The 14,964-nt window shown below is 70.8% G+C and carries 10 protein-coding genes; 5 read left to right on the top strand and 5 right to left on the bottom strand.

What is annotated here, in order from left to right; genetic code table 11:
- The first annotated feature begins 35 nt into the window (after positions 1-35).
- Positions 36-1,418 (top strand): RNA-guided endonuclease InsQ/TnpB family protein, encoded by a 1,383-nt coding sequence (locus GA0070624_RS20235; RefSeq protein WP_141715104.1) that lies wholly within the window; start codon positions 36-38, stop codon positions 1,416-1,418.
- A 26-nt stretch (positions 1,419-1,444) separates the two neighbouring features.
- Positions 1,445-4,153: a penicillin acylase family protein gene (locus GA0070624_RS20230; protein ID WP_091343364.1), complete on the top strand. Its 2,709-nt coding sequence runs from the start codon at positions 1,445-1,447 to the stop codon at positions 4,151-4,153.
- Between the two features lie 48 nt (positions 4,154-4,201).
- Here the strand turns inward: GA0070624_RS20230 and GA0070624_RS20225 are convergent, their stop codons facing one another.
- From GA0070624_RS20225 to GA0070624_RS20215, 3 genes are all read right to left on the bottom strand, one after another.
- Positions 4,202-6,256: a beta-propeller domain-containing protein gene (locus GA0070624_RS20225; protein WP_176732029.1), complete on the bottom strand. Its 2,055-nt coding sequence runs from the start codon at positions 6,254-6,256 to the stop codon at positions 4,202-4,204.
- A 210-nt stretch (positions 6,257-6,466) separates the two neighbouring features.
- Positions 6,467-7,249, bottom strand: coding sequence for an ABC transporter permease (locus tag GA0070624_RS20220; RefSeq protein WP_091343363.1), 783 nt, complete (start codon positions 7,247-7,249; stop codon positions 6,467-6,469).
- Positions 7,246-8,103 (bottom strand): ABC transporter permease subunit, encoded by an 858-nt coding sequence (locus GA0070624_RS20215; protein ID WP_091343362.1) that lies wholly within the window; start codon positions 8,101-8,103, stop codon positions 7,246-7,248. The genes GA0070624_RS20220 and GA0070624_RS20215 overlap by 4 nt, the downstream gene beginning before the upstream one ends.
- A gap of 1,058 nt (positions 8,104-9,161) precedes the next feature.
- Here GA0070624_RS20215 and GA0070624_RS20205 point away from each other — a divergent pair.
- Both GA0070624_RS20205 and GA0070624_RS20200 read left to right on the top strand, forming a co-directional pair.
- A complete protein-coding gene (locus GA0070624_RS20205) occupies positions 9,162-10,226 on the top strand; it encodes an alpha/beta fold hydrolase (RefSeq protein ID WP_091343360.1) in 1,065 nt (354 codons plus the stop codon).
- A gap of 335 nt (positions 10,227-10,561) precedes the next feature.
- On the top strand, positions 10,562-11,125 hold the full coding sequence (locus GA0070624_RS20200; protein ID WP_245718892.1) for an NADPH-dependent F420 reductase: 564 nt from the start codon (positions 10,562-10,564) through the stop codon (positions 11,123-11,125).
- On the opposite strand, the gene GA0070624_RS36915 is transcribed toward GA0070624_RS20200, so the two are convergent.
- On the bottom strand, positions 11,032-11,472 hold the full coding sequence (locus tag GA0070624_RS36915) for a helix-turn-helix domain-containing protein (RefSeq protein ID WP_091343358.1): 441 nt from the start codon (positions 11,470-11,472) through the stop codon (positions 11,032-11,034). The two genes, GA0070624_RS20200 and GA0070624_RS36915, sit on opposite strands and share 94 nt — an antisense overlap.
- A gap of 319 nt (positions 11,473-11,791) precedes the next feature.
- The gene (locus GA0070624_RS20190; protein ID WP_091349144.1) at positions 11,792-14,509 is read right to left on the bottom strand and encodes a helix-turn-helix transcriptional regulator; all 2,718 of its coding nucleotides are present in this window, start codon (positions 14,507-14,509) and stop codon (positions 11,792-11,794) included.
- Between the two features lie 96 nt (positions 14,510-14,605).
- On the opposite strand from GA0070624_RS20190, the gene GA0070624_RS20185 reads away from it, so the two are divergent.
- Positions 14,606-14,845 (top strand): hypothetical protein, encoded by a 240-nt coding sequence (locus tag GA0070624_RS20185; protein ID WP_091343357.1) that lies wholly within the window; start codon positions 14,606-14,608, stop codon positions 14,843-14,845.
- Positions 14,846-14,964 lie beyond the last annotated feature (119 nt).

Here is a 14,964-nt window from a genome sequence, read left to right as displayed (position 1 = left end):
TGCCTCGTCGTCGGGATCCGTGCGCGCCTTCGGTGGTGCACCGCACTGCGCGCGTCGCGTTGCGGGTGACGCCCGGGCAGCGGCGGCGGTGTTTCGGGCTGCTGCGCTCGGCCGGCGATGTGTGGGCGTGCGTGTTGGAGGTCAACGCGTGGCGGCGCCGCCGCCACGATTCGCCGCTGGTCGGGTATCAGGAGTTGTGTCGGGAGTTGGCGGCGTCCGGGCCGGGCACGTTCGCGGAGCTGGACACCACGGGTGCCCGGTCGGTGTTGCGCCGGTTCTCCGATGCGTGGTTCGGGGCGGCGAAACGCCGCAAGGCCGGTGACCTGTCGGCCCGGTTCCCGCGCCGCCGGCGGGGGTTGCTGCCGGTGCGCTGGTACCACGGCACATTCACCCTCGATGGGCGCCGGGTACGGATCCCCACCGCTAAGGGCACGTCTCAGTTGTGGGTTCGGCTGGCTCGGGATCTGCCGTATCCGGTGGAGCAGGTCCGGTCGATCACCCTGTTGTCTGAGGCTGGCCGCCTGTTTCTCGATGTCACCGCCGAAGTCCCGATCACGGTCTACCCGGCAGGTGAGGAACCGGACCCGGGCCGGGTGGCCGGGGTGGACCTCGGTGTGATCCACCCCTACGCGGTGGCCGGCCCGGACGGGGAGGGCCTGTTGGTGTCCGGGCGGGCGATCCGCGCCGAGCACCGCATGCACCTGGCCGACACCAAAGCCCGCAGACGTGCGGTCGCCCGCCGGGCGCCGAAGCCGGGCGAGAAAGGGTCGAGGCGGTGGCGCAAGTACCGCCGCCGGGCCCGCCTCGTGGAGGGCCGGCATCGGCGGCGGATCCGTCAGGCCCAGCACGAAGCCGCCCGAACGGTCATCTCCTGGGCGGTCCGCCAGCGTATCGGTGTGCTGCACGTCGGCGACCCCCGCGGCGTGCTGGACCTGCCGGCGGGGCGGCGGCACAACCTGCGGCTGCGGCAGTGGCAGATCGGCCGCCTCATCCAGGTCCTCACCGACAAGGCCACCCTCGCCGGCATCACCGTCCGGCTGGTCGACGAACGCGGCACCTCCTCCACCTGCCCCACCTGCGGTAGGCGGGTGCCGAAACCCCGCGGCCGGACCCTGTCCTGCCCACACTGCCACTTCTCCGGGCACCGCGACCTCGTCGCGGCGGCCAGCATCGCCACCCGCACCCCGGGCGGCGGACCCACCACCGAGACAGCCGTCGTGCTGCCGCAGGTGGTCACGCACCGTCGAGCCGGCCGACACCTCCCCGGTACCGGCCGGTCCCGACGTGACCCCCGCCGCCCACCCCGGACGGCGCGAGGATCAGTTGGCCCGCGGAGGCCCGCCCCACCACCCGGTGGGGAGTCGCTCGCCCACACAGCGAGGATCCACAACAGGCACCGGACATCCGGTGAACGTTAGTGGACACCGCACTAAGATCCCGCGACGTGAATCCCGTACGCATTTCCTGGTCGCGGGTGCGGAAGATCGCGCTCTGGACCATGGCGGTCCTCCTGGTGCTGGTCCTCGTGCTCGCCATCGCCGCCGTCTGGGCGGTGCGCCGCTCGTTCCCGCAGCACGACGGCACCCTGCGGCTCCCCGGACTCTCCGCGCCCGTCACCGTGCACCGCGATGGCCACGGGATTCCGCAGGTTTACGCGAAGACCGCCGACGACCTCTTCCGCGCCCAGGGCTACCTGCACGCGCAGGACAGGTTCTGGGAGATGGACTTCCGCCGCCACGTCACCGGCGGCCGGCTCGCCGAACTCTTCGGCGAGAGCCAGGTTGAGACCGACATCTACCTGCGCACCATGGGCTGGCGCCGGGTCGCCGAGCAGGAGTGGCAGCTCCTGGCCCCGGACACGAAGCGCTATCTGCAGGCGTACGCCGACGGCGTGAACGCCTGGCTCGCCGACCACGACGGGGGCCGGGCGAGCCTGGAATACACCGTGCTCGGCCTGCAGAACCCGGACTACGCGATCGAGAAGTGGAGCCCGGTGGACAGCCTCGCCTGGCTCAAGGCGATGGCGTGGGATCTGCGGGGCAACATGGAAACGGAGATCACCCGCGCAGCACTGCTCGCCGCGGGCCTGACCCGCCGGCAGGTTGAGGAGCTCTATCCGGCGTACCCGTACGACCGCAACTCGCCGATCGTCACCGGCGGCGGCATCGTGGCCGGCGCCTTCGATCAGCATGCCGTAGCACCCAAACCGCCGGTGCCGCCAACCCCGCCGACAGCTCCCGTCACCGCCGGCACGGGTGGCGGCGGAACGGGGGGCGGCGGGGCCGGCGGTGCCGCGGCCACCACGCAGACGATCAAGGCGATGGGCGACGGCTTGTCCCGGCTGCCGATCATGCTCGGCAACGGCGGCCAGGGCATCGGCTCGAACTCGTGGGTCATCGGTGGTGGGCTGACCGCCACCGGCAAGCCGATCCTGGCCAACGACCCCCACCTGAGCCCCAGCATGCCCGGCATCTGGTATCAGATGGGCCTGCACTGCGAGTGCGCGTTCGATGTCGCCGGCTTCACCTTCTCCGGCGTGCCCGGCGTGGTCATCGGCCACAACGCCCGCATCGCCTGGGGCTTTACCAACCTCGATCCCGACGTGACCGACCTGTATCTGGAGCGGGTGGACGGCGACCGGGTGCAGGTCGACGGGGAATGGCGGCCGCTGGAGACCCGCGCCGAGACCATCAAGGTCGCGGGCGGCAAGGACATGTCGATCACCGTACGCACCTCCGGGCACGGGCCGCTGCTCTCCGACGCCTCGGCGTCCCTGCGGGACATCGGCGTCAAGCCGCCGGTCAATCCGGCCGGCTCACCGGCACCCGTCGCCGCCACCCCGCAGCTCTCCCCCGCCCACGCGACGAACGCCGGCAGCGACCGGCGGGACGGCTACGCGATCGCGCTGAGCTGGACGGCATTGCGACCGGGCCGGACCGCGGACGCCCTCTTCGCGCTCAACGCCGCGGCGAACTGGACCGCGTTCCGCGCCGCGGCCGCATTGTTCGAGGTGCCCGCGCAGAACATCGTCTACGCCGACGTCGACGGCAACATCGGCTACCAGTCCCCCGGCCGGATTCCGGTGCGCGGCAGGGGCGACGGGCGGTGGATGGCGCCCGGCTGGGACTCGGCGTACGACTGGAAGGGATTCATCCCCTTCGCCGAGCTGCCCAGCGTCTTCAACCCAGCCGACGGCTACCTGGTCACCGCCAACCAGGCCGTCGTCGGCCCCGCCTACCAACGCTTCCTGACCAGCGACTGGTCATACGGCTACCGCAGCCAGCGCATCCGCGACATGATCGGCTCGGCCCGGGACCGGAAGATCACCGTCGCGGACGTGCAACGGATGCAGTTCGACAACCGCAACGGCTTCGCGCCGACGCTCGTCCCGGCGGTGGTCGACGCCCTCGATGCGGCCGATCCCTCCGACAGCGCCCGGGTCGCCGCCACCGAACTGTGGAAGGAGTGGGATTTCCAGCAGCCGGCCGAGGGCGACGCGGGCAGCGCCGAGGGACGCAGCTCCGCCGCGGCCGCGTACTACAACGCGATCTGGCGACACCTGCTCGCGGACACCTTCGACGAGCTGCCCGCGGGCAACCGGCCCGACGGCGGCGACCGGTGGTACGAGGTGGTGCGGGGGCTGCTCGCCCAGCCCGGGTCGCCATGGTGGGACCGCAGGGACACCCCGGGCGTCGAGCGCCGCGACGACATCCTGCGGTCGGCGGCCACCGACGCGGCCGAAGAGCTACGGCGCGATCAGGGCGACCGGCCGGCCGACTGGCGGTGGGGCCGGATGCACACCCTGACCGTGCGCAACCAGACCTTTGGTAAGTCGGGCATCGGGCCCATCGAGTGGCTCTTCAACGCCGACCCGGTAGGGGTGTCGGGGGGCGACGCGATCGTCAACGCGACCGGTTGGAACGCCGCCGCCGGATACGAGGTCGACGCCGTCCCGTCCATGCGGATGATCGTCGACCTGTCCAACCTGGACGCTTCCCGGTGGATCCAGCTGACCGGCAACTCCGGGCACGCGTTCCACCCCAACTACGACGACCAGTTCGAGCTGTGGCGCACCGGCCGGACCCTGCCCATGCGCTGGGACCGGACCGCCATCGCGGCCGGGGCGGCACAGACGCTGACCCTGAAGCCATGACCGGCGTGGAGTCCGGGGCGGCGGGCCACCCCGGACACCACCCTTTCGTCATCCCGTACGCAGCCAGCCGAGGGTCTGCAGGGTGGAGAGGCTGGTCGCCTTGAGGCCGGCGTCGGAGACGGTCCACAGTACTCCGTCGACCACCAGTGACCGGCGGATCGGCGCCAGATCCTCCGGACGCCCCGTGCCCAGCGTGTGATCGACCGTGCCGACCTCGGTGAACCCGCCGTCGCCGACCCGCAGCGCCAACGCCACGTTGCTCGGCAGGCCCGGCTTGCCCACGACACTCCGGTCGTTCACCGCACCAGAGCTGCTCACCGCGCCGTAGACGGTCAATGGGACCACGACCAGGCGTTCGGCCGGCCAGTAGAGGAACGCGTGCGGGTCGAACTCCGCCTCCGAGTGCCCCTGCCTGACGTGATACTGGGCGATCCGGGTCGGCTTGGCCGGATCGGTGACGTCGAAGAGCGAGAGTTGGGTGCCCTGGACACGACCCTGGTCGGACGCCTCCTGCCCGACGCCGAGCAGCCGTCCCTCGCCGGCCGGGTGCAGGTACGCCGAGTACCCGTTGATCTTCAGCTCGCCGCTCACCTTCGGCGCCGCCGGGTCACGCAGGTCGACGGTGTAGAGCGGATCGGTCTGCCGGAAGGTGACGACGTACCCGGTGCCGCCGACGAACCGCACAGCGTGGATCCGTTCCCCCTTGCCCAGTCCGGTGACCTTGCCGACCTGGGTCAGCGTCGTGCCGTCGGCGCGCAGGACGTACACGCTGGACGTCGAGTCGGGCTTGTTACCCCAGGTACGACCACGGGTGGTGGCCACCCGCAGGTGCCCGTCCCACTCCGACATGGCGTACTGGTTGATCAGCCAGCCCGGCACCGACGCCGCGGCGACGTACCGCGGGGCACCCGCGCCCGAGGTGTCGAACTGGTAGAGCTCGGTGGTCTCGTCCTTGGGATCGGGTGCGGCGTTCCGCGCGGTCAGCGCCGGCAGGACCCGCCAGCGCTGGTCGTTGGCGACGTACAGCCGGGGTCCGTTGCTGTAGACGGTGTCGCCGTCGGCGATCACGGTGACCGGGTCGCCGGCGCCGAGCGTGGCCACGCCGAGGTCGAAGCTGAGCACGGTCACCAGCGACGTGCCGGAGTAGCTGGCCGGCCGGCTCACCCGGTCGCAGCCGACCCGTCCGGTGCTGGTTCGTCCGCCGGAGGTGATCTCGTACCGGGGCAGCCAGTCGTCGGCGGTCGCGTTGTCGATGATCTCGCGGCTGGCGGCGGTGCGCTGATCGTCGGTGGCCCGTTCCCGGTACGGGAAGGTCAGCCGGGGTGCGGAGCGGACCACGACGCGGACCGTCGTGCCCACCTGGCGGGCGTCCACCAGACTGCCGTCGATCCGGTATTCGCCGATGATCTTCGGCTCGCCGGAGAGGTCGACCATGATCAGCCGGGGGCCGACGATGTCGTCCGGCATCGGGCCGTCTGCCGGGGCGCGGCGCGCGCCTCCCTCGGGGACGGCGGGTTTCGCGATCCCGGCCCACCCCTCGCGGAGCAGCACCAGCGCCCGGTCACCCTGTAGCAGCAGGCTGGCTTCGGCCCCGCCGAACCCGTCGGCACCGGGTGCCAGTTTCAGCTCCCCGGTCAGCCGGCGGGTGGCCGGGTCGATCACGTACAGCTTGCCTCGGTTGACGGTGACGATCCGCTTGCCGTCGGTCTTGACCAGGTCCGGTTCGTCGACCCCGGCCTCGTGGGTGTTGGTGCCCGAGTAGCCGGGGGCAGCAGCCCCGGCCGCCGTGTCGCCCGGGGCTGCCGCGTTGGCCCCGGGCGCCGCATCCGCCCGCTTCGCTGCGGCAGGCGCCCCGGCCTGTTCCGCGCCGCTGAAGGTGCGGACGTCGCCGCTCGGCCCGAACCCCCAGGGCCCGACGTACGCCTTGGCCGCCGTCTTGAGCTGCTGCAGCGCCTCCGCGCAGGAGTCGAACGCGACGAGCTGGAACCCACCGGCCGGCACTTTCCGGTCACGAGGTGGCGCGGGGACCGGCTCCGCCGTACAGCCCGTGACCAGGGCCAGGCTGGCGACCAGGGCCAGCCCCGTGAGCCGGGCTGGAGTCATGACCCGGGAGATGCCGGTGGCGGCCGCTCGCCGGGGTACGTGGACGCTGCTACCTGTCATGCCGCCTACGACGTATCTGTGCCGGGCTGGGTTCCCAGCCCGGCGCAGCCGGTTCAGGCCGGTACGGCCCCCGGTCGGCCCACCGCGACGACCCAGCCCGCCGCGGCCGACTCGGGAGCGTCGGGCGAGTCGATGGCGACTGAACGAGCTTCAGGCGTCCCGGAGCCGGAACAGGATCGCCCCACCGATCACGGTCGCCGCCGCGTACGCCGACAGCAGCCCCAGCCCGGCCCATGGCCCGATGTGCGTCGTGGCAGCGACGTCGCGGGTGGCCTGGATCGCGAGGCCGGCGTCCATCGGGGAGAACCGGTGGATCCGGTGCTGCCACCGCGGATCGGTCACGAACAGGGCGACGACCGGAGAGCCGTAGAACAGCGCCAGGATGGCCGCGACGGCGCCGCCGGTGTCGCGGATGACGAATGCCAGCCCGGCGCTGAACACGGCAACCAGGCCCAGGTAGAGAACCGTCCCGATGGCCGCCCGCAGGATGAGGTGATCGGTGACCGACAGCGGCGGGTACCCGTTGGCGGGGGTGAATCCCTTACCCGGCAGGACGGCTCGGGCCGCCAGCAGAGAGCCGATCACCCCCGCCACGCCCGCCGTGAGAGCCAGCGCTGTGACCACCACCAGCTTGCTCGCCAGCACGCGGATCCGGCCGGGCGTCGCGGTCAGGGTCGGCCGAATCGTCCTCGTCCCGTACTCCGCGGTCACCGTCAGGGCGGCGAGGATCGCGACGGCGACCTGTCCGAGGCGTACGCCGATGAGGCTCATCTTCGGGAGGTCCTCGTGGCAGGGAGCTTGACAGTGATCGATGTCCAGGGCCCCGGTGACGGCGAAGCCGAGCGCCACGGTCGCGCCGACGGCCAGCAGGAGCAGCCAGGCCGTGCTGGGCAGGGTCCGAAGCTTCGTCCACTCGGCGCGCACGGTCCTCACGCGTCGCTCCGCCGCAGTCGCCACCAGGCCAGCGCCAAGGCGACGGCCGCATACGCCGCCACCACGCCGATGCCCGCCCACGGCCCGATGAGGCTCCACGGCTCGGCGAGCGTCTGGGTCGGCGGCTTGGCCCGCTGGGTCGCCAGGCCACCGGCCAGCGTCGTGTACATCAACAGCCTCGGCAGCGTGCCGGGCAGGATCGACCCGACGATGACCGGCAGGACCACCAGGACGATCGTCAGCGTGATCGCCGCCGCGCTGTGCCGCAGCAGGACGCCGACCGCCATCGCGAACATCGCCAGCAGGGCCATGAACGCCGCGGACAGCAGCAGGGTGCGGACGACCGCCGGGTCCGAGATGGACTCGTCGGGGAACGCGGGCGGTGCGAAGCCGTTTTCCCGAACCATGGGCCGGGCCACCAGGTACGCGACCACCACGCCGATGAGGCCGAGGACGAACGAGACCCCGCCGAGCACGAGCGCCTTCGCCGCGAGCACCCGGCCACGCCGCGGCACGGCGGCGAACGTCGTGCGGATCATGCCCCGCCGGTACTCGGAGGTCGCGTAGAGAACGCCCACCGCGATGAGAGCCATGACCCCGGCGATGATGCCCAGCAGCGACGCCTCCACGGGGTCGTCGTCCTGCTCCTGTGGGCCGACGCGGCCGGATCCGGTGACGGTGTACCTGCCGCCGGACTCGCTGAAGTCGCCCTGCATGCCCCGGCGCTTGGCGGAGTTCTCGATCTGGCGGTCGGGCGGCATGAGGACGGTGTCGTTACGCCACGCGCCGGCCGAGCCACCGGCCAGGTCGACGTGCTCGAACGTGGCGGTGGCGCTGGTGGACCTTTGACCCACCGACGATCTGCCGGCGCCCCGGGAGACGTACACGGTGGGCGCGGAGGAGACGTAGAAACTGATGATGCTGTAGCGGCCATCAGCGGCGCAGGCGGCGGGCGCAGGGGCCGCCGTCGAGGAAGGTCTGTGCGGGAGCTGGCGCTGGCCCTCGGGGTGTCGCACCAGTGAGCCCAACAGATCCTCGCGGAAGCGCCGGGGGCCCCTCACCGCCTGGCGGTGCCCGGCAGGCCCCCGTTGGTCTGCGGCAGCGTGGCAACGAGGTGAGCCGTCACAACCGGGTCATGAACCTACTTGACGGCCGAGGCTTCAGCCCGCTCGGCCGAGGCCGCCTCCGTCAGTCGGGCCCTCCCTCCGCGCCTCGGTGGCGACCGATCTCCGCCGTCCCGCCTCGCCCAGATCTTCCAGCAACAGGTCGATCAACCGCTCCTCCATCACCGCGCGCCCGACACGGCGCATCGCGTCGGACAACCTGGGGTCGATGCCCACACGGAGGGCGAGGCGCTATGCCGCTTCGGTCTGGACGGCAGAGCCTGCGCGCCTCGGAACCCGCTAGACCGCGTGAGACGCTGGTCCGCCGGGCTGACGGGCACCATCACGCGTGGTGATGCCATCGGCGAGTATTCGACTCGAGGACCCGCGCGAGCGATGGTCGAGCGGTGATTGAGACTTCGGCCGGCGAGCGGCGCGACCTCAGAGTGCAAACGGCCCGAGCAGGCGTTGCCGGGCCGGCATGCTTACCGGATGCACCGCGCATTCGCGCGAGGCGAACGGATGGGGCCGTGCTCGTCAGGACGCGCCCCTGGCGTCCAGCCGCAGCGCACCGCCGCTGGCCAAGGAGCGCACCGAGACCAGGGTTGCAGACCAGGGTTGCAGACCAGGGTTGCAGACCAGGGTGTTCGACGGGTGCGACGAGCCTGCTCCAAGCACGACATTGGTGCCCGCAGTGGCGCGGGGCGGTGACAGGAGGCGGCTCCCACAAACTCATTTCTCCCGCGCCGTAGCCGAGATGGTTTCCGTAACAGGAGGATGCTTTGATCAAAACCGAACCCACCGAAGCGATGTCCGGTCCAAGACGGCGCGCCCTACTCGGTGCAGCGGCCGCGGCGGTCGGCACCGCTGCCCTCGCGCCGCTGGACGCGCTCGCCGCCCACCCGGCGCACGCCGCCGGCGAAAACCAGTCGCAAAACCCGACGGGTCCCGGCTCGGTCTCCGGGGCTCCGCAGCTCCCGGCCGGGTTCCGCACCACCTTCACCAGCCGGTTCATCTACGCCAACGGATTGCGCCAGCACGTGGTCATCGGAGGCGACGGGCCTCCGTTGCTGCTGGTGCATGGCTGGCCGGAGAACTGGTACGCCTGGCGTTTCCTGATGCCGGCGCTGGCCCGGGACTTCACGGTCATCGCAGTCGACCAGCGCGGCATCGGGCTGACCGACAAGCCCCAGGACGGCTACGACGCCGGCACCCTCGCCAACGACCTGGCCGCGCTGATGGAGGCGCTCGGCCACGAACGGTTCGCCGTGGTCGGCCACGACACCGGATACTTCATCGGCTACGCCCTGGCCGCCGATCACCGCGACCGGGTCGACCGCGTGGCCCTCGCCGAGATCCCCGGGCCTCCCGGAGTGGTGATTCCGGGGCCGCCGCTGTTCCTCCCCGAGGCGCTCAACAACCGGCTCTGGCACATCCCGTTCAACCGGGTCAACGACGAGCTGATCGTGGACATGGTCCACGGGAACGCCGACGCCTTCTACCGCTACGAGTTCACCATTCAGGCCGGGCCGATGCTGCTGCCCGAGTACGCCATCGATTACTACGTCAGCCTCTACAACCGCGACAGGGACGCCCTACGCGCTACCTTCGGCCTCTATCGAGCCTGGGACGCCATGATCGCCCAGAACATGCAGCGCGCATCCCAAAAGCTCACGATGCCCGTCCTCGGCATCGGCGGCGAGAAGAGCTGGGCGGAGCATGCCGGACAGGGGATGGAAGACATCGCGACCGACGTGCAAACGGTCGTCATCCCCGGCGCCGGCCACTGGGTCGCCGAGCAGGCTCCCGAGGAGATGCTGGCGGCGCTGACCGCCTTCCTGGCCCCGTACCGCGCTGCCGCCGCAAACCGCTAGATCACGATGCTCGGCCGTCCGGGCATGCCCGGACGGCCGGGCATGCCCGGACTCGGCAGAGCATGACGGTGAGCGCTGCGACGAGTGGTTGACGCAGCTGATATCTGGCGGTGTCGCGGGCCTGTACCCATCTACACCGCAGGAGCACAGCCGACAAGCGCGCGCCTACGCGCCCGTCGAACTCTACGGCACGAAGGTGATCCCCATGGTCCGCGACATCCTCGCCAGCTGAGCTGCCCACCGGCGCGACGCCGAACCGAACGGAACGACATGAACGACACCGCCCCTGACGGTCCCCGAACCCCGGCATCCTCGGCGCCGGCAAGCTGGGCATCGTGCTGGCCCGGCTCGCCCTGGCCGCCGGCTACAAGGTTCTCATCGCCGGCTCCGGCGACCCCGCCAGGATCGCCCTCACCGTCGAGGTCCTCACCCCCGGAGCGGTCGCCACCACCGCCGCCGACGCCGCGACCCGCGCCGACATCGTCATCCTCGCCCTCCCGCTCGGCAAATACCTCACCATTCCCGCAGACGCGCTACGCGGCAAGCTCGTCATCGACGCCATGAACTACTGGTGGGAGGTCGACGGCATCCGCGAGGATCTCACCGACCCGCGCACCTCCTCGAGCGAGATGGTCCAGGCGTTCGTTCCCAGCTCCCGCGTCGTCAAAGCGTTCAACCACGTGGGCTACCACGACATTGAGGACGAAGCCCGTCTCGCCGGCGAACCCGGACGCACAGCCGTCGCGATCGCCGTGGCGGGTGCCGCGCTGGCGTTCATCGACCTCGCGGTGCACCGGCTACCAGATCAGCCACCCTGCCAGCGTTCATCGCCGCCGTCGCCCTGCTGGTCGTTGACGGGGTACGGCGGCACCGTCTCGCCGACGGCGTCGGCACCCTGACCGGCACCGCAGCCAGCGTTTCCTCCTTCTACCTCCGGCTTGCGCCCATCGCTCATGGCGGCACCATTGCCGATGTCGCCGGACATCGCCTCGCTGGTGTGCCGGGCGCCGCGTGCTGGTACCGGCTCGATCAGGTCAGTCATCGTGCAGTCCAGGATGTCCAGGAGCGCCATCAATGTGCGCAGGCTGAGCCGCTCCGGCCTCTCCACCACCAGCCGATACACCTGGCTCGGCGACAGATCGATACCACGCTCGGCCAGCAGCGGACGCAAGTCTGTGGTGGAGAACATGCCACGACTGGCCATGACTTCCCGCAGATGCCAACGATAGTCCAGATTCCCGGTCATCCCGTCTGCCTGTCCTCGGCCTGAAGCGCCGGCTCGGCGCCATGCGCCTCACCGTGTTTATGAACGACTCACTGAGGTTGGTGCTGGACGGGTTGTGGCAGCGCATCTAGCCGTTGCTACCCAAGCCCGAGCGGAATCCTGACGACTCCGCATCCGGGTGGGAACGCCGCGACGACATCCACGAGCGTTCCTCGCTTCGCTACCGTGGTCGACGGCGAGCGGACCGACACTGCATCATCACGTACCGACACGTCGTACGACTTTGTTAGGAACTCTTCGAGGAATGCACACCGCAGAATCAGCCGATTCCTGGTCGCTGTCAGGGGAAGCGGTCAAGCTGCTTGCGCGAGGTGATACCCCGCTTGGCGAAGACCTTACGAAGGTGCCATTCGACAGTGCGGGGGCTGACGTACAGGTGGCTGGCGATCTCCTTGTTTGTCAGGCCGGTGCGGGCTAGCCTCGCAATCTGCGTCTCCTGGGGCGTGAGCTGGTCGCAGGTTCCGACCGTACGTCGGCGGACGGTCTCGCCGGTGGCCAGCAGTTCGCGCGCCGCGCGATCGGCGAACGCCTCGAGGCCCATCGCCGCGAACATCTCGTGGGCGGTGCGCAGCTGCTCACGCGCTTCCATCCGGCGCCGCTCGCGGCGCAACCATTCCCCGTACAGGAGGTGGGAGCGGGCGAGCTCCGGCCGGACTCGGGTGCGGCCGAGTCGATCGATCGCCGTACGGTAGAGGCTCTCGGCGTCCTCGCCCTGGCTGAGCAGCGCCCGCGAGCGGGCCTCGATCCCGAGAGCCCAGTCGGTTTGACTTGCTTGGGTGGTCTGGACGAGCTGCTCGAGGGCTTGGGAGGCGAGTTGGCTATCGCCACTGCGGACGGCCGCCTCGACCAGTTCCGTCGGCGCCCAATGTGCCGCGGCGCCGGGTGCTGGTGGATCCGCGCTAGCGCGCTGCGCGGCGGCGCGGGCGTCCTCGTAGCGGCCAAGGCCGTTGTAGAGCACGGCGCTCGCCCAGTCGCAGACAGTCAGCCCGATTCCCTCGCCCCGGGCCCCCGCCTCGCTGGCGGCTGCACGCACCAGCTGGCCGACCTCGGCTATTCGTCCCTGCCAAGCCGCGAGCATCACCGCCCCATAGTTCGTGAGCTCAGATTTGGTCGTTGCGATGATCATGCGCAGGTCCTCGTTCAGCGCCGCCGCCTCAGCCAGTTCGCCCTCGAAGATGAGCACCATGACGTGTGTGCTCAGGCCCAGCGGTAGCACGGCGAGCGCCGCGGCGCGACGGGCAAGATGGGCGTGGCGCTCGGCCAGCACGTGACAGGCATTGTCGTCCCACAGAGCCACGGCGATGACGTACGCGAGCCATAGCCAGTGGAGCTCCTCCTCAACGGAAATATCGGTGCTGGAGAAGGCGCGCAGGGCCTGGCGCATGGCGGGCGTCGCGAGGCGTGGGCCCTCCGTGAAGTGCAGGACCAGGGCGTCGAGGAGGAGGTCGGCGGCACGGGGGGTGACCGGCGCGGGCGGCGCCGCACGGGCGGCGGCGACGACCTCCCGGAGGTCACCGGCCTCGGCCAGGCGGCCGGTGAACATCGACGAGGCCAACGCTTGCAGATACGTCGCGCGTGCGGCTGCCGCGTCCAGCGGCTCGAGTTGCCTGGCGGCGTTGAGCAGCATCCGCGGAGCAAGGTTGCCACGATTCGCGGTGATCGCAATCTGTCCGCGCAGTAGTTCCACGTGGGCGAGTCGCAGCTCGTCCAGCGGCCCGGCTTGAGCCGCCGCCAGCAGCGCCAGAGCGGCCTCGGGCGCGCCGGCCAGGTGCTTGGCCTGCGCGGCGGCCAACGCGCGCTCTGCCCGACGCCGAGAGTCGGGAGTGAGCGCGGCCGCCCGCTCCAGGAAAGCGGCGGTAGCGGCCACACCACCGCGCACCTCCGCACGTACAGCCGAACGCTCGAGTCCCGCGGCCACCTCCTCGTCCGGCTCCGCGGTGGCGTGCGCGCGGTGCCAGGCGCACCGATCCGGATCGGTTTCGACGTCGGTCGCATCCGCCAACGCCCGATGGACCCTCCTGCGCTCCTCCGGCGAGGCCGCACCGTACACCGCCCAACGCAGCAGCGGATGCCGGAAGCGGACCCGGGCACCGAAGTCGATCATTTCGTCCGCGGCGGTGACGGCCGCTACGCCAACATCGCCCCCGAGTCGCTGAGCCGCGCGCCAGAAAAGCGCCGGATCGCCGAGCGGCTCAGCGGCCGCCAGCAGCAACAGCTGCCGCGTGTCCGCGGGCATGGGCTCCAGCCGGCGCTGGAAGCTATCCTCGATGCGGCCCGAAAGCGTCTGCGCGGTTGGCGAACCGAACCCGCCCGCCAGTTCAGCATCGCTCAACTCCCGCCGCAGCTCCAGCAACGCCAGCGGGTTGCCGCGGGCCTCCGCGACGATCCGGTCACGTACCTGTTCGTCGAGCCGGCCAGGGATCACCGAGCGCAGCAGCGCCCGGGCGTCCCGGTCACCCAGTCCGGCGACGTCCACCGCCGGCAACCCCGACAGCTCATGCACGTCGCCGGAGTTACGTACCGCGAACACACAGGCCACCGACTTCGCGAACAGTCGACGCGCGACGAAGGCGAGCACCTGCGCCGACGCGCGGTCCAGCCACTGTGCATCGTCGATCACGCACACCAGCGGCCGGTCCTCGGCCGCCGCCGCGAACAGGCTGAGCACGGCCAGACCGACGAGGAAGCGGTCCGGTGCCGGTCCGGTGCGCACCCGGAACGCCGTGCTGAGCGCGTCCCGCTGTGGTTCTGGCAGCCTGTCCAGCAGGTCCAACATCGGCGCGCAGAGCTGATGCAGGGCCGCGAACGGAAGCTCCATCTCCGACCGCACACCCGCAGCGGACACCACCCGGCAGCCGGAAGCTTGGTCGAACAGATGCTTCAGCAGCGCCGACTTGCCCACCCCCGCCTCACCACGCACCACCAGCGACCGGCTCTCACCAGCGCGAACCGCCTCCACCAACCGGTCGAGCGCCGCACACTCCGCCTGCCGACCCAGCAGCCCAAAGCGACGCCGCCCGGCTTTTCCGTCAGGACGGTGGGATCGGTCCCGAAGACCGTCGCCGCTACCTCGTCTGACCGCGAACCACACGTCATGGCCGCCAACCCGTCCACCCGCACCACCAACGAGGTCAACCCCTCGCTCGCCAAAAACCCCAGCATCACCTACCACTGCACCGCGGCCGGAAGCTCCTGCTGGAACAGGTACGAGATCTGGTTCGGGATCACCACCCGCCGGGCCATCCGCCGCCGCACATTCATCTCGGTCACGGGACTCGTGCTGACGACTGACCTCATGGCCGCGTGGGGCACCAACGCCAGGCTGTTCACCTGAACCGCCGCCGCGGACGACATCCTCGCCAAAGTTCGCTGAGTCCACCGCGGAGTCGGCAGACTTCTCGCCACCAGCTGCCGAAACTGTCTTGGGATCTCGAGCCACGGGCTGAACGTACG

Source organism: Micromonospora rhizosphaerae (assembly GCF_900091465.1).
Taxonomy (GTDB): domain Bacteria; phylum Actinomycetota; class Actinomycetes; order Mycobacteriales; family Micromonosporaceae; genus Micromonospora; species Micromonospora rhizosphaerae.
This window is presented reverse-complemented; position numbering and strand designations above follow the sequence as displayed.

Excerpts from the sequence above, each read along its gene's own strand:
- GA0070624_RS20225 (WP_176732029.1), bottom strand. The coding sequence starts at position 6,256 with ATGACTCCAGCCCGGCTCACGGGGCTGGCCCTGGTCGCCAGCCTGGCC.
- GA0070624_RS20185 (WP_091343357.1), top strand. The coding sequence starts at position 14,606 with ATGGCCGCCAACCCGTCCACCCGCACCACCAACGAGGTCAACCCCTCG.
- GA0070624_RS20205 (WP_091343360.1), top strand. The coding sequence starts at position 9,162 with ATGTCCGGTCCAAGACGGCGCGCCCTACTCGGTGCAGCGGCCGCGGCG.
- GA0070624_RS36915 (WP_091343358.1), bottom strand. The coding sequence starts at position 11,472 with ATGACCGGGAATCTGGACTATCGTTGGCATCTGCGGGAAGTCATGGCC.